This is a genomic window from Aliihoeflea sp., from assembly GCF_052435475.1.
Lineage (GTDB): Bacteria > Pseudomonadota > Alphaproteobacteria > Rhizobiales > Rhizobiaceae > Aliihoeflea.
Map to the genome: position 1 here is coordinate 78,192 of NZ_JBQVMV010000016.1, position 22,599 is coordinate 100,790.

Here is a 22,599-nt window from a genome sequence, read left to right on the forward strand (position 1 = left end):
CCTAGTGCCGCGTTGCCGCGTTCAGCGCCGCCCACACCTTTTGCGGCGTGGCAGGCATCGACAGGTCGTTGTTTCCGATCGCATCGGTGATCGCGTTGATGACGGCCGGCGGGGAGCCGATCGCGCCCGCCTCGCCGCAACCCTTGATGCCGAGCGGATTGCCGGGGCAGATCGTCTCGGTCATCGGCACCTGGAAGGACGGCAGGTCGTCGGCGCGCGGCATGGTGTAATCCATGTAGCTGCCGGTGACGAGCTGGCCGGTATCGCGGTCATAGGCCGCGCCTTCCAGAAGCGCCTGGCCGATGCCTTGAGCCAGGCCGCCATGGACCTGACCCTCGACGATCATCGGATTGATGACGCGACCGAAATCATCGGCAGCGACGAACTGCACGATCTCGGTCTTGCCCGTATCGGGATCGATTTCGACCTCGCAGATGTAGCAGCCCGACGGGAAGGTGAAGTTGGTCGGGTCGTAGAACGCGCCTTCCTTCAGGCCCGGCTCCATGCCGCCCGGCAAATTGTGCGCGGTGTACGCGGCGAGCGCCAACTGGAACCACGGCACCGTCTTGTCGGTGCCGGCGACCTTGCACTCGCCATTCTCGATGACGATGTCGCCTTCGTCGGCTTCGAGGATATGCGCCGCGATCTTCTTCGCCTTGGCCTCGACCTTGTCGAGCGCCTTGACGATGGCCGACATGCCGACCGGACCGGAGCGCGAGCCATAGGTGCCCATGCCCATCTGCACCTTGTCGGTGTCGCCATGAACGATCGAGACGTTGTCCATCGGCAGACCGAACCGGTCGCAGACGAGCTGGGCGAAAGTGGTCTCGTGACCCTGGCCATGACTGTGGGCGCCGGTCAGGACTTCCACCGTACCGACGGCATTGACGCGGACTTCTGCCGATTCCCAAAGCCCGACGCCGGCGCCGAGCGAGCCGACAGCAGCCGACGGCGCGATGCCGCAGGCCTCGATATAGCAGCTCATGCCGATGCCGCGCAGCTTGCCCCTGCCTTTGGCTTCCTCCTTGCGGCGGGCGAAGCCGTCATAGTCGATGGCCTTGGTGGCGGCATCGATCAGCGCGTTGAAGTCGCCGGAATCGTAATTCATGATCACGGGCGTCTGGTAGGGGAAGGACTTGATGAAGTTCTTCCGGCGCAGTTCAACCGGCGAGATGCCGAGTTCGCGCGCGGCCGTCTCGACCAGGCGCTCGACGACATAGGTCGCCTCCGGTCGGCCGGCGCCGCGATAGGCATCGACCGGGCAGGTGTGCGTATAGACTGCCTTCACGTTGCAGTAGATCGCAGGGATTTCGTACTGGCCCGACAGGAGCGTGGCGTAGAGATAGGTCGGCGTCGCGGACGAGAAGAGCGACATGTAGGCGCCGAGATTGGCGATCGTGTCGGCGCGAAGGGCGGTGATCTTGTGGTCGGCGTCGAGTGCGATCTCGGCCGTCGTCACGTGGTCGCGGGCGTGGGCGTCGGTCAGGAAGCTTTCCGAGCGATCCGCCGTCCACTTTACCGGCACGCCGGTCTTCTTCGAGGCCCAGAGGCAGGTGATTTCCTCGGGATAGATGTAGATCTTCGAGCCGAAGCCGCCGCCGACATCCGGCGCGATGACGCGCAGCTTGTTTTCCGGCGCGACATTGTAGAACGCGCTCATGACGAGACGCGCCACATGCGGATTCTGTGAGGTGGTGTAGCAGGTGTAGTGATCTTCGGCCTTGTTGTAGTGGCCGATGGCCGAGCGCGGCTCGATCGCGTTCGGGATCAGGCGGTTGTTCAAAATGTCGAGCTTGACGCGATGCGCGGCCTTCCCGAACGCCTCCTCGACCGCGCCTTCGTCGCCGATCACCCAGTCGAAGATCAAATTGTTGTCCGCCTCGGGATGGACCTGCGGCGCGCCCGCGTCCATCGCCTTTTCCGGCAGGATGACGGCTTCGAGTTCCTCATAGTCGACATCGACCGCCTCGGCGGCGTCACGCGCCTGGCCCTTGGTCTCGGCGACGACGATCGCCACCGCATCGCCGACATAGCGCACCGTATCCGTCGCCAGCGGCGACCAGGCGCCCATCTTCATCGGCGAACCATCCTTCGAATGGATCATCCAGCCGCAGATGATGTTGCCGATGCCGTCGGTTTTCATCTCTGGACCGGTCAGGACGTCGATGACGCCGGGCATCGCCCGCGCCGCCTCGACGTCGATGCCGCGAATGCGCGCATGCGCATGCGGGCTCCGGACGAAGGCCGCGAACTTCATGCCGGGGACGACGAAATCGTCGGTGTAGCGCCCCGCGCCGGTGATGAACCTCTTGTCTTCCTTACGCGCCACCCGGGCGCCAATGCCTTCCATACCCATTTTCAGTACCTCCTCCGGTTACCGAACCGAGTGAATTTTCAAAGGATCGGACCGGCGGTCAGGCCGCCTTGGTCTCGCCCGTTCCGGCCATCGTCTTCGATCCCGACAGAATCGCCTGGACGATGTTGTGGTAGCCGGTGCAGCGGCAGATATTGCCCTCGAGATCGTTGCGGACGGTCTTTTCGTCCAGTCCTTCCGGATGGCGGCGGACCATGTCGACGGCGGTCATGATCATGCCCGGCGTGCAGAAACCGCACTGGAGGCCGTGATGCTCCTTGAAGGCGGCCTGCATGGGATGGAGATCGGCGCCTGGGGCGAGGCCCTCGATGGTGGTGATCTCGGCCCCGGAGGCCTGGGCGGCAAGGATGGAGCAGGACTTGATCGCCTTGCCGTCCATGTGAACCACGCAGGCGCCGCACTGCGACGTGTCGCAACCGACATGCGTGCCGGTCAGACCCAGATGCTCGCGCAGATAATGAACGAGCAATGTCCGGTCCTCCACATTGCCCGAGACCTTGCGGCCATTCACGACCATAGAAACGTCTGACATGCGTTCTCCCTCCACTTTTCCGATCACGCCCAGAAGGCCTGGGCAAAACTTTAGCGCAGCTTGGTCAGGAGTCCACAGCCGCAGCAAGGACTTACAACCTTCGTTGCATCACATCGACGGCACCGGAGCCGCGCCTTGCGGGCATTTGCGCCGGTGCCGATCGCGGGTCTCGAAATTCCGCGCAGGGTGCTTGAATTTGCCGGCCGATGGCGATATCAAGCGCTCACTTTCGAGCCCCCCGCAGTTCCGGGCGGTTTTCGACGGGCCGCTTTAGCTCAGTTGGTAGAGCACATCATTCGTAATGATGGGGTCAGGTGTTCGAGTCACCTAAGCGGCACCAGTTCCTTCCCTCCCTTTCTTCGTTCGCACCTCTCTTTGAAGAGGCCGCGGAACCCATCGATCCCGCGGCCCGACGCGTCACGGCTTGGGGCGTACCGCGTCCGCTGTGCCCTGGATGAAGGCGACGATCTGCTTGATCTCCGCCTCGGTGAGCTTGCCCTCGAATGTCGGCATGCCACTTTCGACGAACGCGCCGCTCAACAGAAGCTCAGGCGCGCCTTCCAGCATGGCGGCGTCGGAGAAACCGAGATTGGGAATGTTGCCGCCATTGTTGACGCCCGGAACGCCGTGGCAGAACAGGCAGTTCGAGACGTAGAGTGCGCCGCCGGGTGCGATGTCGTCCGGGCTGTAGGCGACGCCTTCGACGAGTTCGGCCGGATCATTCTCAACCATTTCGGGCATCGAAGCCGTGCCGCCGGCCTTGAACGTGTAGACCTTGCCAGGCCCGATCGTGTCCGTCGCGCGCTGCGACAGACCATAGACCCCACCCCAGCCGACCGCGACCGACACATATTGCTCCTCGTCGATCATGTAGGTGACGGGCGCGGCGACGACGCCGGAGCCGACCGGCGTCTGCCAGAGCATTTCGCCGGTCGCGGCGTTGTAGGCGATGAAACGGCCGTCGGCGGTGCCCTGGAAAACGAGGTTGCCGGCCGTCGTTAGCGTGCCGCCGTTCCACGGCGAGACATGCTCGGCGCGCCAGACCTCCTTTTGCGCGACCGGGTCCCAGGCCAAAAGATGGCCGAAGGGCGTCGCGGTCGGCTGCGTCGTGTTGAACAGGTAGCCGAGATTCCAGCCGAGATTGGAGTGGGCGCGTCCGGGCAGGTGCTCGTTGAACGACCATTCGGGATCATGCTGCTGAACGAGCGGCACGCCCTGCGCAGGGATGTAGACGAGACCCGTTTGCGGATTGAACGACATCGGGTGCCAGTTGTGCGCGCCATAGGCGCTCGGCACCTGTTCCCAGCTATCCTCGCGCGAACGCGCCGCCGGGTTCTCGATCGGACGTCCATCCGCATCGTAGCCCTCGGCCCAGGTCACCTCGACGAATTTTTCCGCCGAGATGAACGAGCAGTCGGTGCGGTCGACGACATAGAAGAAGCCGTTCTTCGGGGCGTGCAGGAAGACCTTGCGCTCCTCGCCGTCAATTTCCAGGTCGGCGAGGATGATGTGCTGCGTCGAGGTGTAGTCCCAGCTATCGCCCGGCGTTTCCTGATAGTGGCAGACATATTCGCCGGTGTCGGGGTTCAAGGCCACGACGGAGGCCAGATAGAGATTGTCGCCGCCGGCGGGGCTACGCAGATTGGCGTTCCACGGGCTGCCATTGCCTGTGCCGACATACATCAAATCGAGTTCGGGATCGTAGGCCATCGAATCCCACATGGTGCCGCCACCGCCCGCTTCCCAATAGGGAACCGAGGCGTCCCAGGTCTCGGCGGCCTTTTCCATGCTTTCGTTCTCGAACGGCTTGGACGGGTCGCCCGGCACGGAATACCAGCGCCATTTCTCGTCGCCGGTTTCGGCGTCGTAGGCGGTGATGTAGCCGCGCACGCCATATTCGGCGCCGCCATTGCCGATGATCACATTGCCCTTGTAGACGCGCGGGGCGCCGGTGATCGTATAGGCCATGTCGCGGTTTTCGATGGTGTCGACCATCCATTTGCGCTCGCCGGTGACGGCGTCGATGGCATGAAGATTGCCGTCGAAGGCGCCGACATAGACGACGCCCTCATGCAGCGCGACGCCGCGATTGACAACGTCGCAGCAGCCCTTGGACGCATGCTCGCGCGGGACTTCCGGGTCGTAGCGCCAGATTTCCTCGCCGGTTCTGGCGTCCAGCGCGTGGACGACGCTCCACGATGCGGTGACGTACATGACGCCGTCGACGACGATCGGCGTCGCTTCCACGCCGCGGCGCGATTCCAGGCTGGTCGCCCAGGCGAGACCAAGCTCGCCGACATTTGTCGCATCGATCGCGTCGAGCTTCGAGTGGCGCGTTTCCTGAAAGTCGAGGCCGTGGGTCAGCCAGTTGCGCGTCGTCTCGCGGTTCTGGATGATCGCCTCGGCATTGACGCCGGTGACGGCCGCAGAAATCGCCTCGGGTGTCAGAGATTGGGCAGCGGCAACCGATGTCAGAACCGACAACGCGGCTGCGGTCGCCAGAAGATGGCTACGTGGCATGCGCTCCTCCCGTCATGTTCGCGACGGCGCATCGGTCTCCTCCCATGCGTCATCGCAAATCGCAGCGTAGAAGCGCGTTTCGCACTTGGCTTGGACTTTTACGCCATCACAGCCTGTGCCGGCATGGTGCGACCAAAGTCCTGCTGCCCGCGCTTGCATTGCCGCCTCACGCGGCTAGACTTCCCTTGCGGAATTTCGCCGCGCGGAAATCTGAGAGGAGTTCCGGGTGCATTTCGAGGATTGGGATGCGCGCCTGCGCACCACTTGCGGCAATTACTACGGCGTTCCCGGCACCCGGCAGCGCGAGGTCAAAGGCTATGTGCGCAGCTTCGCCTTTCACGGCCTCGACGTTGCGGATTTCGCGTGCGACCTCGACCAGATCATCCGCACGCGCAAGGGCATCCAGCAGGACGACAGCGAATACATCTTTCTGGTCGTGCAGATCAAAGGACAGTCGCGCATCGATCACAGGGGCCGCCACGAGACGCTTGACCCCGGCGAATTCTACCTGCTCGATTCCACCCGCGAGGCATCGATCGGCTATGGCGGACGCGAGGCGCAGTTCATTTCCGTCCACATGCCGCGCGGCTCGTTCCTGCTCGAAGCCGACAACCAGCTCAGGATCGGGCACAAGCTCGATGCGCACCATCCGATGCACGCGCCGATGCGCGGTTTTTTCAGCGCCGGACGCACGGCGATGGCAGAACAGAAGACGCGGGGCGACCCGCGCCTGCTTTATGACCTGACGCGGATCGCGTTTACGCCGGGCAATCATGGCATCGACGCCTCACGCGCCAGCAGCGCCGAGAACCGATGCGAGATGGCCGTGACGTTGATGGAGCGCAATCTGCATCGACCCGACATGTCGCTCGGCTGGCTGGCGCGGCGTCTGAATATTTCGGAGCGCCAGTTGCAGCGGGATTTTCTCGCCCGGGGGACCAGCTTCGTGCGCCTTCTGCGAGAAAAGCGGCTGAGGCTCGTCGCCGAATTCCTGCGTGTCGGTGGAGGAACGGACTCGATAACCGACGCCGCACTCGGCGCAGGCTTCAACGACATCTCGAATTTCAATCGCTCGTTCAAGAGCCGCTACGGCTGCGCGCCAAGCGACTATCTGCGACAGCACCGCAACTGAGCCGACGAAAAAGGGCGGCCCGAAGGCCGCCCTCTTTTCAAGCCGTCCTGCAATCTTAGCCGTAAGGCGACGAGCAGGCGCGGCGCGGGCCGTTATAGGGCTGGAACGTGTTGTCCGATGCCCGGTAGGAACGGTACTGCGAGTAGCACCAATCGACATGGGCCTGGGACATGCGTCCCGGCTGGACGACGACCGTGCGCGAGGGCTGGCTCACCGCGCCGCCGACGATGGCGCCGGCGACGAAGGCCGCTGCCGGGAACCAGAAGCCGTTGTGCTGGCGGTAGCCGGCACGGCGGTCGCGGTAGCCGCGGTGGCCGTTGTAGTAGCTGTAGTTGCCCTGGCGGTAGAAGCCGCGCTGTGCAGCCCGCTGGTTCTGGCGGCGATCGATGCGCCGATCGATACGGCGTTCAGTCCGGCGATCGAAACGACGGTCGTCGCGGCGATACTGAACATCGATGACGTTCGATGTGCCGGCACCCGCATCGACGGCACGGATCAATGCCGGAGATGCACTCGCAGTTACGCTCGTTGCGGCGACGCCGGTGAACGCCATTGTCGTGGCACAGATGATCGAAAGAAACTTCTTCATTTCGCTAACTCCTTTGTCCTCAAAGACGCCCAAGCAGAATGAAGGTTCCCACATGAACTCAACGTGAACCGCATCATGACATTTTGGTAAGGTTGGCCCTGCAGCGGATGATGACGGTTCTACTGACTATTCTTCCATGTCACGCCTCGGCAATGTCGACATCAGACAATCTAGACTTTCCTAGAATTCTTTCCGCAACGTCATTTACGCTGTGCGGCCAAAGCGTTTTCGCCCGCTTCCCATATCGAAAACCCTCTTTTATGGTACGCGCCAATCGTGGGAGGCGGAAAATGCCACTGCGGGGATCTCTAAAAGAAAAACATGGGAGCAATCATGCGTAAACTTCTCTTGACGGCCAGCGTTCTGGCCCTCGCCGCGACGGCAATGCCTGCGTCGGCCGAAACGATCCGCTGGGCACGTGGCGCCGACGCGCTGACGCTGGACCCGCATTCGCAGAACGAAGGCACCACCCACACTTTCGCCCACCACATCTACGAGACGCTCGTCTGGCGCGACACGGAAGGCACGCTGATCCCGCGCCTGGCCACCGAATGGGCACTGAAGGACGGCGACGACACGACCTGGGTTTTCACGCTGCGTGAAGGCGTCACCTTCCATGACGGTGCCGAGTTCAACGCCGAAGACGTCGTCTTCTCGCTCGACCGCGCCCGTTCGGAGCGCTCGAACATGCGCCAGCTCCACGCCGACGTCGAAAGCGTGACCGCCGTCGACGACTACACGGTCGAAGTCAAGCTGAAGGGCCCGAGCCCGCTCTACCCGAACAATCTGACCAACACTTTCATGATGGACAAGACCTGGTCCGAGACGAACGACGTCGTCGAGGTTCAGGACTATGCCGGCGGTGAAGACAACTACGCCGTGCGCAATACCAACGGCACCGGCCCCTACAAGCTCGTGTCGCGCGAAGTGGGCGTACGTTCCGTCCTCGAAGTGAACCCCGACCATTGGGCCGAAACCGATCCGGCCGTGACCGAAATCATCTACACGCCGATCTCGGATGCAGCCACGCGCGTTGCGGCCCTGCTCTCGGGCGAAGTCGACTTCGTTCAGGACGTGCCGGTGCAGGACATCGAGCGCCTTTCGTCGACCGACGGCATCAAGGTCGCGACCGGCCCTGAAAACCGCATCATCTATTTCGGCTACCGTCTCGGCGAAGAGCCGCTGGCAAGCTCGGACGTGACCGACAAGAACCCCTTCGCCGACCCGAAGGTGCTCGAGGCCATGCACCTTTCCATCGATCGCGACGCGATCAAGGAAGTCGTGATGCGCGGCAATTCGGTTCCGACCGGCGTTGCCACCCCGCCCTTCGTCAATGGCTGGACGGAAGAGCTCGACGCCTACCCGGCGCCGGACCTCGAGCGCGCCCGCGCGCTGATGGAAGAGGCAGGCTATGCGGACGGCTTCACCGTCACGCTCGACACGCCGAACAACCGCTACGTCAATGACGAGGCGATCAGCCAGGCGGTCGTCGGCATGCTCGGCCAGATCGGCATCCGCGTGACGCTGGCCTCGCGCCCGGTCGCGCAGCACTCGCCGCTGGTCACCAATGGCGACACCGACTTCTACCTGCTCGGCTGGGGCGTCCCGACCTTCGATTCGGCTTACATCTTCAACGATCTGATCCACACGAAGGCCGGCAATTACGGCGCCTACAACCCGTCCGGCTATTCCAATCCCGAACTCGACGCGAAGATCGAGTCGCTCGGCACGCAGACGGACCTCGAGGCCCGCGACGCGACGATCGCCGAAATCTGGGCGACGATCCAGGAGGACCGCGTTCTCCTGCCGGTCCACAACCAGGTGCTGGCCTACGCGACCAAGTCGAACTTCACCATCGACGTGCATCCGGAAAACCAGCCGAACATGTCGAATGTGACGATCGGCGAGTAATCCGCGCAACATTCCTAAAAGCCTCGCCCGCCGTGCAAGCAATTGCGCGGCGGGCTAGCATTATGGGCTTGATTGTGGCGATCTGAGTCGCCAAAAGGGCGCCTTTCGCGGCGCCGGCGCCGGTTGCGTGCCCATCTCGCTGCCTGAGCTGAAGTGCCGTCAGCACCCGTACCGACACACCGGGAGCCTCAAGCGGCGGCTTTGCCGACCCGCTCCCGATCCGGAGACAAACAACATGACAGCCTTTGTCATAAGGCGCCTGCTGCAATCCATCATCGTGATGCTGGCGGTCTCGCTCGTGGCATTCCTCGTGTTCCGCTATGTGGGCGACCCGGTCGACTCCATGGTGGGCCAGGATACAAGACTTGCGGACCGCGAAGCGATGCGTGATCGCCTCGGCCTGAACGACCCGTTCTACATCCAGTTCGCGACCTTCGTCGGCAATGCCGTCCAGGGCAATTTCGGCATCTCCTACCGGCTCCAGGAACCGGTGACGCGCCTCATCATGGAGCGCCTGCCGGCAACGATCGAACTTGCTTTCGCATCCGCGACGATCGCGCTGGTGTTCGGCCTGTTCTTCGGCGTCTACACGGCGCTGAAACCGAAATCGCCGCTGACCTCCGTGGTGATGACGCTGTCGCTCGCGGGCGTCTCGCTGCCGACCTTTTTGATCGGCATCGGCCTCATCTACATCTTCGCCGTCGAGCTTGGGTGGCTTCCCTCCTTCGGCAGAGGGACGACCGTGATGGTCGGCGGGTGGCGAACGGGGCTTTTGACCGAAAGCGGACTGAGATCGCTCATCTTGCCGGCGATAACGCTGTCGCTTTTCCAGTTGACGCTGATCATGCGCCTCGTGCGCGCGGAGATGCTGGAAGTGTTGCGCGCGGACTATATCCGCTTCGCCAAGGCGCGCGGCCTTTCCAACCGGGCGATCAATTTCGGCCACGCGCTGAAGAACACGCTGGTTCCGGTCATCACCATCACCGGCCTGCAGCTCGGCTCGGTCATCGCGTTCGCGATCGTCACCGAGACGGTGTTCCAGTGGCCGGGCGTCGGCTCGCTCTTCATCCAGTCGGTCCAGGTGGTCGACGTCCCGGTGATGGCGGCCTACCTGATGTTCATCGCCTTCGTCTTCGTCGTCATCAATCTGATCGTCGACATTCTCTACTACACGGTCGATCCGCGCCTGCGCGTCGGCACTGGCAAACGGTGATCGCATGACCACGCTTCCAGATCCCAAACTCATGGCCGCCGGCGACGGCAAGCCGATCCTTCCGCCCAAGCCGCCCGGCCGCCTCTATCGCGCCTGGGACTCGGACATCTTCTACTCCTACCGCCGCTCGCCGGTGACGATCATCGCATCGATCGTCGTCGTCATCATCGTCGGCGCGGCGCTGCTGGCGCCTTGGATCGCGCCCTACAATCCGTTTAATCCGGCCTCGCTCAACCTGATGGACGGCTTCACGCCGCCCTTCTCGGAGAGCCGGATGGGCAACTACTATCTGCTCGGGACGGACAATCAGGGCCGCGACGTCTTTTCGACGATCCTCTACGGCTCGCGCATCTCGCTCTTCGTCGGCTTCTCGGCGACGCTGTTCGCCATGGCGCTGGGCATTTCGCTCGGCCTCATCGCCGGCTACCAGGGCGGGACGACGGACGCGATCATCATGCGCGTCACCGACATCCAGCTTTCGTTCCCGGCGATCCTCATCGCGCTTCTGATCTTCGGCATCGCGCGCGGCATCATCCCGCCCTCGCAACAGGAAAGCATGGCGGTCTACGTGCTGATCGTCGCCATCGGCCTTGCCAACTGGGCGCAGTTCGCGCGTACGGTTCGCGGCGCGACGATGGTGGAGCGGCAGAAGGATTACGTGTCGGCGGCGCGCATCATGGGCGTCCATCCGATCCTGATCCTCGCCCGCCACGTGCTGCCCAACGTTATGGGACCGGTGCTGGTCATCGCGACGATCGGGCTTGCGCTCGCCATCATCGAAGAGGCGACGCTGTCGTTCCTCGGCGTCGGCGTTCCGCCCACGCAGCCTTCGCTCGGCACGCTGATCCGCATCGGCCAGCAATATCTGTTCTCGGGCGAGTGGTGGATTCTGTTCTTCCCCGCCTTCACGCTCATCCTGCTTGCGCTCTCGGTCAACCTTCTGGGCGACTGGCTGCGCGACGCGCTCAACCCGCGACTGAGGTAGGCGCATGCAACCTGTCCTTTCCGTCAAGAACCTGACCGTCCAGTTTCCCACCCGCCGTGGCATCCTGACGGCGGTCGACAACATCTCCTTCGACATCATGCCGGGCGAAGTGCTCGGCATGGTAGGCGAATCCGGCGCCGGCAAGTCGATGACCGGTTCGGCCGTCATCGGCCTGATCGATCCGCCCGGCCGCATCTCGAGCGGCGAGATTTTGCTGCAGGGCGAGCGCATCGACAATCTGAGCCCAGACCAGATGCGGCGCTATCGCGGCAAGCGCATCGGCATGGTCTTCCAGGACCCGCTGACATCGCTCAACCCGCTCTACACGGTCGCCGAGCAGCTCATCGAGACGATCCGCACGCACATGCCCCTGTCCGAGGCCGATGCGCGCAAACGGGCGATCAAGCTCCTCGACGATGTCGGCATTCCGGCGGCCGACCGGCGCATCGACGACTATCCGCACCAGTTCTCGGGCGGCATGCGCCAGCGCGTCGTGATCGCGCTCGCGCTGTGCGCGGACCCGGCGCTGGTCATCGCCGACGAGCCGACCACCGCGCTCGACGTTTCGGTGCAGGCGCAGATCATCGACGTGATGAAGAACATGTGCGCCGAATATGGCGCGGCGATCATGCTGATCACCCACGACATGGGCGTCATCGCCGAGACGGCGGACCGCGTGGCGGTCATGTATGCCGGCCGCATCGCCGAGATCGGGCCGGTGCGCGACGTCATCACAGATGCCAAGCACCCTTATACGGCCGGCCTGATGGGCTCGATCCCGACGCTGGCCACCAATTCCGACCGCCTGACGCAGATCCCAGGTTCCATGCCGCGCCTGTCGGCGATCCCGAAAGGCTGCGCCTTCAACCCCCGCTGCCCGCATGCCTTCGACCGCTGCTTCGTCGAGCGTCCCGAGCCGATCGTCTCGGGCACCCGCCGCGTCGCCTGCTGGCTGCATGCGTCCGAGGAGCAAGCCGCATGACGAACCCGACCCCTCTCGTCGAAGTCAATCACCTGTCACGCCGGTTCGACGTTTCGAAGCCGTGGCTGAACCGCGTCATCGAGCGGACGGACAAGGCCTATGTGCGCGCCGTGGACGACGTCACCTTCCGCATCAACAAGGGCGAGACGCTCGCGCTGGTCGGCGAATCCGGCTCGGGCAAGTCGACCATCGCGCGGCTGATCGTCGGACTGCTCGATCCGTCTGAAGGCGACATCCATTTCGACGGCAAGTCGCTGAAGAAGGGCCTGAAGGGCGGCGAGGCACGGCGCCTGCGCCGCCGCTTCCAGATGATCTTCCAGGACCCGTTCGCCAGCCTCAACCCGCGCTGGCGCGTCACCGACATCATCGGCGAGCCGCTGAAAGTGTTCGAGGGCGGACTGTCTTCGCTCGAGCGGCGCAAGCGCGTCGGCGAACTCCTGACGCTGGTCGGTCTCTCGCCCGAAGACGGCGTCAAGTTCCCGCACGAATTCTCGGGCGGCCAGCGCCAGCGCGTCGCCATCGCCCGCGCGCTCGCTGCCCGTCCGGATTTCATCGTCTGCGACGAGCCGACCTCGGCGCTCGACGTTTCGGTGCAGGCGCAGATCCTCAATTTGATGAAGGACTTGCAGGACGAGTTCGGCCTGACCTTCCTGTTCATCAGCCACGATCTTTCGGTCGTGCGCCACATGGCAAACCGGATCGGCGTTCTCTATCTCGGCCGTCTCGCCGAGGTCGCCGATTCCAAGACGCTCTTCGCCAAGCCGCGCCACCCGTACACGCGCATGCTGCTCGACGCCGTGCCGGACCTCGAGATGACCGGCCGCAAGCGGAAAAAGGTCGAGGGCGAAATCCCGAACCCGATCAATCCGCCGCCCGGCTGCGCCTTCCACCCGCGCTGTCCGTTTGCAAACGAGCGCTGCCGGATGGAAATTCCGCAGCTCCTGTGGAACGGTGAGGGCGAGACGGCTTGTCACGGTGTCGAGGAAGGCCGCATCTGACACAACGTTGAGGTGCAACGAAAAGATGAAGAGTGGCGCCATCGGCGCCTTCTTCCAAGAACAAGAGGGAGGACGAGATGAAGCAGGGTTGGCAAGACGATGTCCTGTCTTTCTGGTTCGGCGAATTGACCGCCGAAGACTGGTTCACCGGCAAGAGCGACATCGACGACAAGATCCGTTCGCGCTTTGCCGAACTCTACGAACAGTTGAAGACCGGGCTCGACCCGGACAAGGTCGACGACCAGCGCACCGCACTCGCCGCGGTCATCGTGCTCGATCAGTTTCCGCGCAACATGTTCCGCGGTCAGCCCGCAGCGTTCGGCACGGACAATCTGGCCATCGAGATCGCGCGCAACGCGACCGAGAATCGGCTCGATCACGGGCTTACCAACACCGAGAAGCAGTTTCTCTACATGCCGTTCATGCATTCGGAGATTTCGGCCGACCAGGAGCGCTGCGTCGATCTCTTCCGTTCACTCGACAACGAGGACGGCCTGAAATACGCGATCGAGCATCGCGACATCATTCAGGAATTCGGACGGTTCCCGCATCGAAACAAGGCGCTTGGGCGCCAGACGACGGATGCGGAACGCAAGTTCATGGAAGGGCATGCCGGATACGGCCAGTGACGGCCGGTTCCTGTCAGTTGAGTATTCCGCTGCGGCACGGCTTGCACCGCAGCGAATTGTGGCCCTAGATAGGCGCTAGCAACAAATTCCAGGATGCAGGCGGGCATCCGGTGCTGGGTGAGCGGGCAAATCAAGAATCCGGCCGCGTCAGTCGACCGATCCCGCCTCCATGCGAAACATTCCCAGGGAGGACGAATTGGCCAAAGCGACCGAAAAGACGAGCAAGGCTGCGAAGGACGACGCAAAGCCGGCAGCGAAGAAGCCAGCAGCCAAAAAGGCGCCGGCCGTAAAGGCGGCCGCAGCCGCAAAGCCCGCTGCCGCCAAGAAGAGCGTGGCTGCCAAGCCGAAATCGGCGCCGGCAAAGACTGCTGCGAAGAAGCCGGCTGCAAAGCCAGCGGTAGCCGCAGCCGCAACACCCGTCGATGCACCGGCGGCTGCGCCCGCACCCGCCAAGTCTGCCGCTGCCAAGGTCTCCACCCCGAAGACCACTGCGAAATCTGCTGCGAAGAAGCCTGCGGCCAAGGCCGCAAAGCCCTCTGCAGAAAAGGCAGCGGAAGCACCGGCCGCTTCGAAGCCGGCGGCTTCCAAGGCCAAGGCGTCCACCGCCAAGCCCAAACCGGCTGCCGCTGCTCCGGCAGCGGTGGCCAAGCAGTCGGCGGCGAAGGCCGACAAGCCCTGGCTCGCCAATTATCCGAACGGCGTTCCTGCCGAGATCGCGCCGCTCGAATATCAGTCGCTCGGCGATCTGATGGTCGATTCCTGCCGCAAATACGGCTCGAAGCCGGCCTTCACCTGCATGGGGAAATCGATCACCTTCACCGAGCTCGAAAAGCAGTCCGCTGCCTTTGCCGCCTATCTGCAGGGCAAGGGCCTGTCGAAGGGCGCGCGCGTCGCCATCATGATGCCGAACGTGCTGCAATACCCGATCGCGATGATGGCGGTGCTGCGGGCAGGCTATACGGTCGTCAACGTCAACCCGCTCTACACGCCCCGCGAACTCGAGCACCAGCTCAACGATTCGGGCGCCGAAGCGATCGTCATCCTGGAGAACTTCGCGGCCACCTTGCAGCAGGTGATCGGCCGCACCAAGGTGAAGCACGTCGTCGTCGCCGCGATGGGCGACCGGCTCGGGCTCAAGGGTATCGTCGTCAATCTGGTCGTGCGCCGCGTCAAGAAGATGGTGCCGAACTGGTCGCTTCCGGGTCACGTGCCGTTCAACGATGCGCTGAAGGAAGGCGCCAAGAAGACGTTCCGCAAGATCGATGTCGGCCAGGACGACGTCGCGTTCCTGCAATATACGGGCGGGACGACGGGCGTTTCGAAGGGCGCGACGCTGCTTCATCGCAACGTCCTCGCCAACGTCGCGCAGAACGCGCTTTGGGTCGAGGCGGCCTATTCCAAGAAGCCGAAGCCGAAGGATGTCGTCTATATCTGCGCGCTGCCGCTCTACCACATCTATGCGTTGACGGTGAACGCGCTTATGGGCATGCAGCAGGGCGCGCAGAACATCCTGATCCCCAATCCGCGCGACATTCCGGCCTTCGTCAAGGAACTGCAGAAGACGCCGTTCCACGTCTTCCCGGGCCTCAACACGCTGTTCAACGCGCTCCTCAACAATGCCGACTTCCAGAAGCTCGACTTCAAGCCGCTGATCCTGACCTTCGGCGGCGGCATGGCGGTGCAGAAGCCCGTCGCCGACCGCTGGCAGAAGCTTACCGGCATCGTCATCGCCGAGGGCTACGGCCTGTCGGAGACGGCACCGGTCGCGACCGCCAACCGCTTCGACGCGGACGAGTTCTCGGGCACGATCGGCATGCCGATCCCGTCGACCGAAATCGTCATCCGCGACGAGGACGGCAAGGACGTGTCGTCCGGCGAGGTCGGCGAGATCTGCATTCGCGGGCCGCAGGTCATGGCCGGCTACTGGAACCGGGCCGACGAGACCAGGAAGGTCATGACCGATGACGGCTTCTTCAAATCGGGCGACATGGGCTTCATCGACGAGCGTGGCTTCGTCAAGATCGTCGATCGCAAGAAGGACATGATCCTCGTCTCCGGCTTCAACGTCTATCCGAACGAGCTGGAAGAGGTCGTCGCGGAGCATCCGGGCGTCCTCGAAGTCGCCGCCGTCGGCGTGCCGGACGAGCATTCGGGCGAGGTGCCGAAGCTCTTCGTCGTCAAGAAGGACGAGAAGCTGACGGAGCAGGAGATCATCGACTTCACGCGCGACAAGCTGACCGGCTACAAGCGCCCGCGCCACGTGGAATTCCGCAAGGAACTGCCGAAGACAAATGTCGGCAAGATCCTGCGGCGTGAGTTGCGGTAGAAGTCGAAAGGCCCGCTTCGGCGGGCCTTTTTCTTTGGGCGTCAGCGTCCGTTCAAATATCCCGGCAGTTCCGCGATCGACCCCAGCACCACATGCGCCAGCGGCTCCAGCGTGGCGCGCGTGCCAGTGCCGCTGAGGACGGCGACGCGCAGGCCGGCGCCGGCCGCCCTGCCCGTTTCCATGTCATGATTGTTGTCGCCGACCATCGCGATTTCGGACGGCTTCAGGCCGGCCATGTCGGCGAAGGCGACGATGACGTCGGGGGCGGGCTTCGGGTTGGCGACGGCGTCATAGCCGTATGCGGCCTCGAACAATTGCGAGACGCCAAGGGTGGCCAGCGTCCGCTCCGCGCCTTGCGTGGAATCGTTGGTCGCGACGGCGAGGCGGAAGCCGCGCGCGTGCAGCGCAGACAGCGCGTCGATGATGCCGGGCAGCGCGACCGCGCGAGCGGCGCCCTCGATGGCCGTGACGGTGTCGAAATGGGCAACGTGCTCGCGGCGCTCCGTGGCGCTCGCCTGCGGATACCAGCAATCGACGATCTCGGCATTGGTGCCTGCCGCGAAGACCGAATCGGCGCGAAATTGTCCGGCGGCGAAGTCGTAACCGGCACGCTCCATCAGGAGGTTTGCCTCAGCACGATCGCCGCCGGCAGCCTCAAGCGCCAGATGGTCGCCGACCGCGAACCAGGTTGCGTTGAAGTCGACGAGGGTGCCGTCCTTGTCGAACAGGATTGCCTTGATCGCCATCACGCGTTTCCACGCAACGCATGGATGCGGGCGACGAGGCCGGCCGTCGAGCCGTCGCGGCCCGCCGTCCCTTCCTTGCCCTCGACGATGGGCAGGAGGCCGGTCGCGAGTTCCTTGCCGAGCTCAACGCCCCACTGGTCGAAGGCATTGATCTCGAAAAGCTGCGCCTCGACGAAGACGCGGTGCTCATAAAGCGCGATCAGCCGGCCGAGCGTGAAGGGGTCGAGCTTGCGGTACAGGATTGTTACCGAAGGCCGGTTGCCGGAGAAGACCCGGTGCGGCGCGATCTTCTCCACCTCGGCAGCATCCATGCCTTTGGCGAGCATCTGCGCGCGCGCTTCCTCCAGCGTGCGCCCTGTCATCAGCGCCTCGGACTGCGCGAGGCAGTTGGCGAGCAGGAGATCGTGCTGGTGCTTCAACTCCGGCTCGTGGCCCTCGGCGGCGGCGAGGAATTCGACCGGCACGATATCCGTGCCCTGGTGGAGAAGCTGGAAGAAGGCGTGCTGACCGTTTGTGCCGGGCTCGCCCCAGACGACCGGCCCGGTCGGCGTCGCGGCGGGCTCTCCGTCGACAGTGACGCCCTTGCCGTTCGACTCCATGTCGAGTTGCTGCAGGTATGCCGGCAGGCGTGCGAGGCGCTGGTCGTAGGGGATGATCGCGCGCGACGGATAGCGGCAGGCGACGCGGTGGAACCAGCCGATCAGGCCGAGCATGACGGGCAGGTTTTGCGCCAGCGGCGCTTCTGCAAGATGACGGTCGATCGAATGAGCGCCGGCGAGCAAACTGCGGAAATTTTCGGGACCGATGGCGAGCATGATGGGGAGGCCGATCGCCGACCAGAGCGAATAGCGCCCGCCGACCCAGTTCCAGAAGCCGAAGATGCGGTCTTCGCGAATACCGAAGGCTCCCACCTTGTCGAGCGCGGTCGAGACGGCGGCGAAGTGGTGGGCGACGGCCGCCTCGCCCAGCGCGTCGGCGATCCAGCGTTTCGCGGTCTCGGCATTCGTCATCGTCTCGATGGTGGTGAAGGTCTTCGAGGCGACGATGAAGAAGGTCGTCTTCGGATCGAGCCCCTTCAGCGTGTCGACGATATGCGCGCCGTCGACATTGGAGACGAAGTGAAGTCGCGGTCCGTCATGGTACGGGGCGAGCGCGAGCGTTGCCATGGCCGGTCCGAGATCGGAGCCGCCGATGCCGATATTGACGACGTCGGTGATGGTTCCGGCGCGCAATTCGTCCGCGAATGCGGCCATCGCATCCAGCACGCGGTGGATGCCGGGCACGACATTCTCGCCATCGACGACCAGCGAGGCCTCTCGCGGCAGGCGTAGCGCGGTGTGGAGAACGGCCCGCCCTTCGGTGATGTTGATCGGCTGGCCGGAAAGCATCGCGTCGCGCCGTGCTTCGAGATTTGCCGCCTCGGCGAGCGCGACCAGAAGGTCGATCGTCTGCGCGTCCACCGCGCATTTGGAGTAGTCCAGCAGCAGCTCGTCCAGCGTCAGCGAAAACGCATCGAAGCGACCCGGATCGGCGGCGAACAGGGCGCGCATGTCGACCGGCGCGCGGGTTCCCTGGTGCGCGATGATCTCGGTGCGGGCGGCTTCGAGCGTGGAGTTTGGCAAGCTGGCAACCTTCGGTCTGACGGGGTCGCGAAGGTTAATCAGCGCCCGCTCACGAGCGCAAGGGTAGCCCCTGCGTCAAGGACCAATCACTTTTGCACACTGGATGGATCAATAAATATCATTGGCGCAACCAATTGGACCAGACTTGATCCCGTTGGACCACAGGCATAGGCTGGTTCGCATGTGAAGGATATCGCCATGGCTGCTCGCACTGACCCCGCAATCTGGTCCGGACTGTTTCGTATCTCGCCCGAATCGGGCCAGACGCTGCAGGCGCAAATCCGCCAGGCGATCGTCGCGGCCATCCTCGACCGCCAGATCGCGGCCTCGATGCCCTTGCCCTCCTGCCGGGTGCTTGCGGAGAAGCTGGGCGTCGCGCGCGGCACCGTCGTCCTCGCCTTTCAGCAGCTCGTCGACCAGGGTTTCCTGATCGCCAAGGAGCGGCGCGGCCATTTCGTCAATCCGGAGATGCTGACCATGCCGGCGCGGGCACCCGGCGCGATCCGCAAGAGCGATCCGACGCTCGACTGGAAGAGCCGGCGCAAGGTCGCCGCCTCCGAAATGCCCGAGCCGTCAAAGCAGGAAAACTGGATCAGGGCCTCCTACCCCTTCGTCTACGGCCAGTTCGATCCGGGCCTTTTCCCGACCGCCGAATGGCGCGAGTGCAACCGCATGGCGCTGGCGGTGCTCGAAATCCGCAACTGGGCGTCGGACATGGTCGACCGGGACGATCCGCTGCTGATCGAGCAGATCCAGGCGCGGCTCCTGCCCCGGCGCGGCATTTTCGCCAATCCGGACGAGATCATCGTCACGCTCGGCGCGCAGCACGCGCTCTACATGCTGGCGACGCTGCTGATGGGCCGCGGCACCAAGGTCGCGATGGAAAACCCCGGCTATCCCGATGCGCGCTCGATCTTCCGCCTTTCCGGTGCCGATGTCGTGCCGGTGCCGGTCGATCGCGAGGGCATCGATCCCGACGCCATTCCGGACGATTGCGGCTTCGCTTTCGTCACGCCGAGCCACCAGTGCCCGACCATGGTGTCGCTCTCCGAAGAGCGGCGGCAGAAGCTGATCGCCGACGCGCAGAAGCACGACCGCATCATCATCGAGGACGGCTATGACAGCCAGCTCGTCGACGACGCACCGCAGCAGGCGCTGCGCGGGATCGATCGCTCCGGCCGCGTTATCTATGTCGGCTCGATGTCGAAGACGCTCGCACCGGGCCTGCGGCTCGGCTACATCGTCGCCTCGGCCGAGCTGATCGCCGAATTGCGCGCGCTGCGCCGCTTCATGCTGCGCCATCCGCCGGCCAACAATCAGCGCGCCGTCGCGCTGTTCCTCTCGCTCGGCCACCACGAGGCGCTGGTGCGCCGGCTGTCGACCGCCTTCCAGGAGCGCCGCGAGCGGCTGATCGGCGCGGTGTCGTCCTATCTGCCCGAATGGCGCATCACCGACACGCCGGGTGGCACCTCGCTCTGGCTCGAAGGCCCGCACGGGACCAGCGGCAAGGCGCTGGCGGAACTAGCCGCTTCGCGCAGCGTGCTGATCGAGCCAGGCGCACGCTTCTTCGACCAGCCGGAGAAGAATGGCCGCTTCGTGCGGCTCGGCATCTCGTCCATCGCGCTCCAGCATATCGAGCCCGGCATCCGCGAACTGGCGACTGCCGCCGGGCGGCGACCGGCGGCCGCCTGAGCCGAATTTGGTCCATCGGGCGAAATCCCGGTGGACTAACCGACCGTCATTTTCGGACGCATAGTTGAGCCACCAGATCCGCTTGGGTGGAGCGTCAGATGTCGGTCGTTCTCGAAGATCACGAAGCCCAAAGGTCGCGACGCTCGGGCGGGCGCGAGGCGCGGCGGGCGATCCGCGCAGCCCCGCTCGCCGAGGACATCCGCCCCGTCCGCGCGGGGCTCGAAGGCGGGCGCTACAAGCCGCTCGACCGCGCCGATCTCGACCGTATTCATGAAGCCGTGCTGACCGTTCTGGAGACGGTCGGCTTTGCCAACGCGATCCCGTCCTGCCTCGAGGCGCTGACCCGCGCCGGAGCAAGCTACGGTCCCGACAAGCGCATCCGGTTTCCGCGCCGGCTGGTGCTCGACACGATCCGCAATGCCGCACGCGGGTTCACGCTCCACGGGCAGGAGCCGCAGCACGACCTGAAGCTCCAGAGCACCCGCGTCCATTACGGGACGGCGGGCGCGGCGGTGCATGTCGTCGACGTGGAAAAGCGCGAATACCGCGAGTCGCTTCTGCAGGACATCTACGACGCCGCGCGCATCGTCGATCGGATGGACAGCATCCATTTTTTCCAGCGCCCGATGGTGCCGCGCGACATTCCCGATCCGTTCGAGATGGATTTGAACACGCTTTATGCCTGCGTGACCGGGACGACCAAGCATGTCGGGACGTCCTTCACCACAGCCGACAACGTCCGCCCGGCGCTCGACATGCTCTACGCTATCGCCGGCAGCGAGGAAAAGTTTCGCGCGCGGCCTTTCGTGTCGAACTCCAATTGCTTCGTCGTCCCGCCGATGAAGTTCGCCGAGGACGCCTGCGGCGTGCTTGAGGAATGCGTCAAGGGTGGCATCCCGATTCTGCTTCTCTCCGCCGGGCAGGCAGGCGCCACCGCGCCAGCGGCGATTGCCGGCGCGGTCGTGCAGGCAGTGGCGGAGGTTCTGGCTGGGCTCGTCTATGTCAACGCGTTGAAGCCCGGCCATCCGGCGATCTTCGGCACATGGCCCTTTGTCTCCGACCTGCGCACCGGCGCGATGTCGGGCGGCTCGGCCGAGCAGGCCCTATTGACCGCAGCCTGCGCGCAGATGGCGCAGTATTACGACCTTCCCGGAGGCTCGGCGGCCGGCATGGCGGACTCCAAGCTGCCGGACATCCAGTCCGGGTTCGAAAAGGGCATCACCGACGTGATGGCGGGGCTGTCGGGGCTCAATCTCGTCTATGAAGCCGCCGGCATGCATGCCTCGCTGCTCGGCTTCTGCCTCGAAAGCCTGATCATCGACAACGACATGATCGGTCAGTGCCTGCGCTGCGTGCGCGGCATCGACATGTCGGAGCCGTCCCTGTCGATCGACGCGATCAGCGATGTATGCCTCAACGGACCCGGCCATTATCTTGGCCACAGCCAGACGCTGGAGCTGATGCAGCGCGAATATTTCTACCCCGCCATCGCCGACCGGTTCAGCCCCAAGGAATGGGCCGAGAAGGGAAAGCCGGACATTCTCCAGCGCGCCATCGCCGAGAAGAAACGCATTCTGGCCACGCACTTCCCCCGTCACGTCTCACGCGTGCTCGACGACCAGCTTCGCGCTCGGTATCCGGAAATTCGCCTGCCGCGCAGCGCGATGGGGCACTGACCTTGGTGTAATGGACAAGACGGCGGCGCTGGGCTAGGCGTTGGCAAGACCAATCGAGGGAGGGATTTCTGCCATGGCGATGATCATCGAGGGCGAGGAGAAGATCGAGGCGCCGGTGCAGAAGGTCTGGGAAGCGCTCAACGATCCCAAAATCCTGCGCGAATGCATTCCCGGCTGCGAGAGCCTCGACAAGAAATCCGACACGGAAATGGCTGCGGTCGTCTCGCTGAAGATCGGGCCGATCAAGGCGCGGTTCAACGGTGAGGTCCAACTCGTCAATTTGAACCCACCGCACTCCTATACGATCCAGGGCGAGGGCAAGGGCGGCATCGCCGGTTTCGCCAAAGGCGGTGCGGACGTGTCGCTGAAGGAAGACGGCGACGCCACAATCCTCACCTATGCGGCAAAGGCCGATGTCGGCGGCAAGATGGCCCAGCTTGGCTCGCGCCTCATCACCTCGACCTCGAAGAAGCTGGCAGGCGAGTTCTTTTCGAATTTCAACGCGAAAGTGAGTAGCAGTCGGGCAGAGGTTTGAGCCAAAGCGGCACGTCAATGACGGGCGTCATCCCGGCCGAAGTCCGAGCGTAGCGAGGCGAGAGCCGGCAACTGTATTGTTTCATGCCGCGTATGGTGTTTTCGACCGCAGCATTGCATTGAGCGTGACGAGGATTT

At 64.0% G+C, this 22,599-nt stretch carries 18 protein-coding genes and 1 tRNA gene; 12 read left to right on the forward strand and 7 right to left on the reverse strand.

Annotation, left to right across the window (positions count from 1 at the left end; genetic code table 11):
- Window position 1: 1 nt before the first annotated feature.
- Together ACT6QU_RS16390 and ACT6QU_RS16395 are read right to left on the reverse strand one after the other, a co-directional pair.
- Window positions 2-2,356 carry a xanthine dehydrogenase family protein molybdopterin-binding subunit gene (locus tag ACT6QU_RS16390; RefSeq protein ID WP_444564593.1) on the reverse strand — a complete coding sequence of 785 codons (2,355 nt, stop codon included), beginning with the start codon at window positions 2,354-2,356 and terminating at the stop codon, window positions 2-4.
- Window positions 2,357-2,414: 58 nt separating this feature from the next.
- Window positions 2,415-2,906 carry a (2Fe-2S)-binding protein gene (locus ACT6QU_RS16395; RefSeq protein ID WP_024588549.1) on the reverse strand — a complete coding sequence of 164 codons (492 nt, stop codon included), beginning with the start codon at window positions 2,904-2,906 and terminating at the stop codon, window positions 2,415-2,417.
- Between the two features lie 264 nt (window positions 2,907-3,170).
- On the opposite strand from ACT6QU_RS16395, the gene ACT6QU_RS16400 reads away from it, so the two are divergent.
- Window positions 3,171-3,246 (forward strand) — tRNA-Thr (locus tag ACT6QU_RS16400).
- A 77-nt stretch (window positions 3,247-3,323) separates the two neighbouring features.
- Here the strand turns inward: ACT6QU_RS16400 and ACT6QU_RS16405 are convergent.
- On the reverse strand, window positions 3,324-5,426 hold the full coding sequence (locus ACT6QU_RS16405) for a PQQ-dependent dehydrogenase, methanol/ethanol family (protein WP_444836707.1): 2,103 nt from the start codon (window positions 5,424-5,426) through the stop codon (window positions 3,324-3,326).
- Window positions 5,427-5,652: 226 nt separating this feature from the next.
- Between ACT6QU_RS16405 and ACT6QU_RS16410 the strand changes: the two genes are divergently transcribed.
- Window positions 5,653-6,558: a helix-turn-helix domain-containing protein gene (locus ACT6QU_RS16410; RefSeq protein WP_444564595.1), complete on the forward strand. Its 906-nt coding sequence runs from the start codon at window positions 5,653-5,655 to the stop codon at window positions 6,556-6,558.
- Window positions 6,559-6,613: 55 nt separating this feature from the next.
- Here ACT6QU_RS16410 and ACT6QU_RS16415 read toward each other — a convergent pair whose 3' ends face one another.
- Window positions 6,614-7,147 (reverse strand): BA14K family protein, encoded by a 534-nt coding sequence (locus ACT6QU_RS16415; RefSeq protein ID WP_024588552.1) that lies wholly within the window; start codon window positions 7,145-7,147, stop codon window positions 6,614-6,616.
- 333 nt (window positions 7,148-7,480) lie between these two features.
- Between ACT6QU_RS16415 and ACT6QU_RS16420 the strand changes: the two genes are divergently transcribed.
- The 6 genes from ACT6QU_RS16420 (at window position 7,481) to ACT6QU_RS16445 (ending at window position 13,865) form a co-directional block, all read left to right on the forward strand.
- Window positions 7,481-9,058, forward strand: a complete 1,578-nt coding sequence (locus tag ACT6QU_RS16420; RefSeq protein ID WP_444564596.1) for an ABC transporter substrate-binding protein — start codon at window positions 7,481-7,483, stop codon at window positions 9,056-9,058.
- Between the two features lie 235 nt (window positions 9,059-9,293).
- Window positions 9,294-10,271 (forward strand): ABC transporter permease, encoded by a 978-nt coding sequence (locus tag ACT6QU_RS16425; RefSeq protein WP_024588554.1) that lies wholly within the window; start codon window positions 9,294-9,296, stop codon window positions 10,269-10,271.
- 31 nt (window positions 10,272-10,302) lie between these two features.
- Window positions 10,303-11,256, forward strand: a complete 954-nt coding sequence (locus tag ACT6QU_RS16430) for an ABC transporter permease (protein WP_444564613.1) — start codon at window positions 10,303-10,305, stop codon at window positions 11,254-11,256.
- Window positions 11,257-11,260: 4 nt separating this feature from the next.
- On the forward strand, window positions 11,261-12,238 hold the full coding sequence (locus ACT6QU_RS16435) for an ABC transporter ATP-binding protein (RefSeq protein WP_444564597.1): 978 nt from the start codon (window positions 11,261-11,263) through the stop codon (window positions 12,236-12,238).
- Window positions 12,235-13,236: an ABC transporter ATP-binding protein gene (locus ACT6QU_RS16440; protein ID WP_444564598.1), complete on the forward strand. Its 1,002-nt coding sequence runs from the start codon at window positions 12,235-12,237 to the stop codon at window positions 13,234-13,236. The genes ACT6QU_RS16435 and ACT6QU_RS16440 overlap by 4 nt, the downstream gene beginning before the upstream one ends.
- A 77-nt stretch (window positions 13,237-13,313) precedes the next feature.
- Entirely contained in the window at window positions 13,314-13,865 is a 552-nt protein-coding gene (locus ACT6QU_RS16445; protein WP_444564599.1) for a DUF924 family protein, read from the forward strand.
- A gap of 147 nt (window positions 13,866-14,012) precedes the next feature.
- On the opposite strand, the gene ACT6QU_RS16450 is transcribed toward ACT6QU_RS16445, so the two are convergent.
- Window positions 14,013-14,453, reverse strand: a complete 441-nt coding sequence (locus ACT6QU_RS16450) for a hypothetical protein (protein ID WP_444564600.1) — start codon at window positions 14,451-14,453, stop codon at window positions 14,013-14,015.
- A 52-nt stretch (window positions 14,454-14,505) separates the two neighbouring features.
- Between ACT6QU_RS16450 and ACT6QU_RS16455 the strand changes: the two genes are divergently transcribed.
- Complete coding sequence (locus ACT6QU_RS16455; protein WP_024588560.1) at window positions 14,506-16,191, forward strand: long-chain-fatty-acid--CoA ligase; 1,686 nt, start codon at window positions 14,506-14,508, stop codon at window positions 16,189-16,191.
- Between the two features lie 41 nt (window positions 16,192-16,232).
- Here ACT6QU_RS16455 and ACT6QU_RS16460 read toward each other — a convergent pair whose 3' ends face one another.
- Both ACT6QU_RS16460 and pgi read right to left on the reverse strand, forming a co-directional pair.
- Window positions 16,233-16,937: an HAD family hydrolase gene (locus ACT6QU_RS16460; RefSeq protein WP_444564601.1), complete on the reverse strand. Its 705-nt coding sequence runs from the start codon at window positions 16,935-16,937 to the stop codon at window positions 16,233-16,235.
- Window positions 16,937-18,559 (reverse strand): glucose-6-phosphate isomerase, encoded by a 1,623-nt coding sequence (gene pgi / locus ACT6QU_RS16465; RefSeq protein ID WP_444564602.1) that lies wholly within the window; start codon window positions 18,557-18,559, stop codon window positions 16,937-16,939. The genes ACT6QU_RS16460 and pgi overlap by 1 nt, the downstream gene beginning before the upstream one ends.
- A gap of 198 nt (window positions 18,560-18,757) precedes the next feature.
- On the opposite strand from pgi, the gene pdxR reads away from it, so the two are divergent.
- The 3 genes from pdxR (at window position 18,758) to ACT6QU_RS16480 (ending at window position 22,462) form a co-directional block, all read left to right on the forward strand.
- Window positions 18,758-20,251: a MocR-like pyridoxine biosynthesis transcription factor PdxR gene (gene pdxR / locus ACT6QU_RS16470; protein WP_444564603.1), complete on the forward strand. Its 1,494-nt coding sequence runs from the start codon at window positions 18,758-18,760 to the stop codon at window positions 20,249-20,251.
- Window positions 20,252-20,349: 98 nt separating this feature from the next.
- Window positions 20,350-21,927: a trimethylamine methyltransferase family protein gene (locus ACT6QU_RS16475; protein ID WP_444564604.1), complete on the forward strand. Its 1,578-nt coding sequence runs from the start codon at window positions 20,350-20,352 to the stop codon at window positions 21,925-21,927.
- 73 nt (window positions 21,928-22,000) lie between these two features.
- On the forward strand, window positions 22,001-22,462 hold the full coding sequence (locus tag ACT6QU_RS16480) for a CoxG family protein (RefSeq protein WP_444564605.1): 462 nt from the start codon (window positions 22,001-22,003) through the stop codon (window positions 22,460-22,462).
- The last annotated feature ends 137 nt before the right edge of the window (window positions 22,463-22,599 follow it).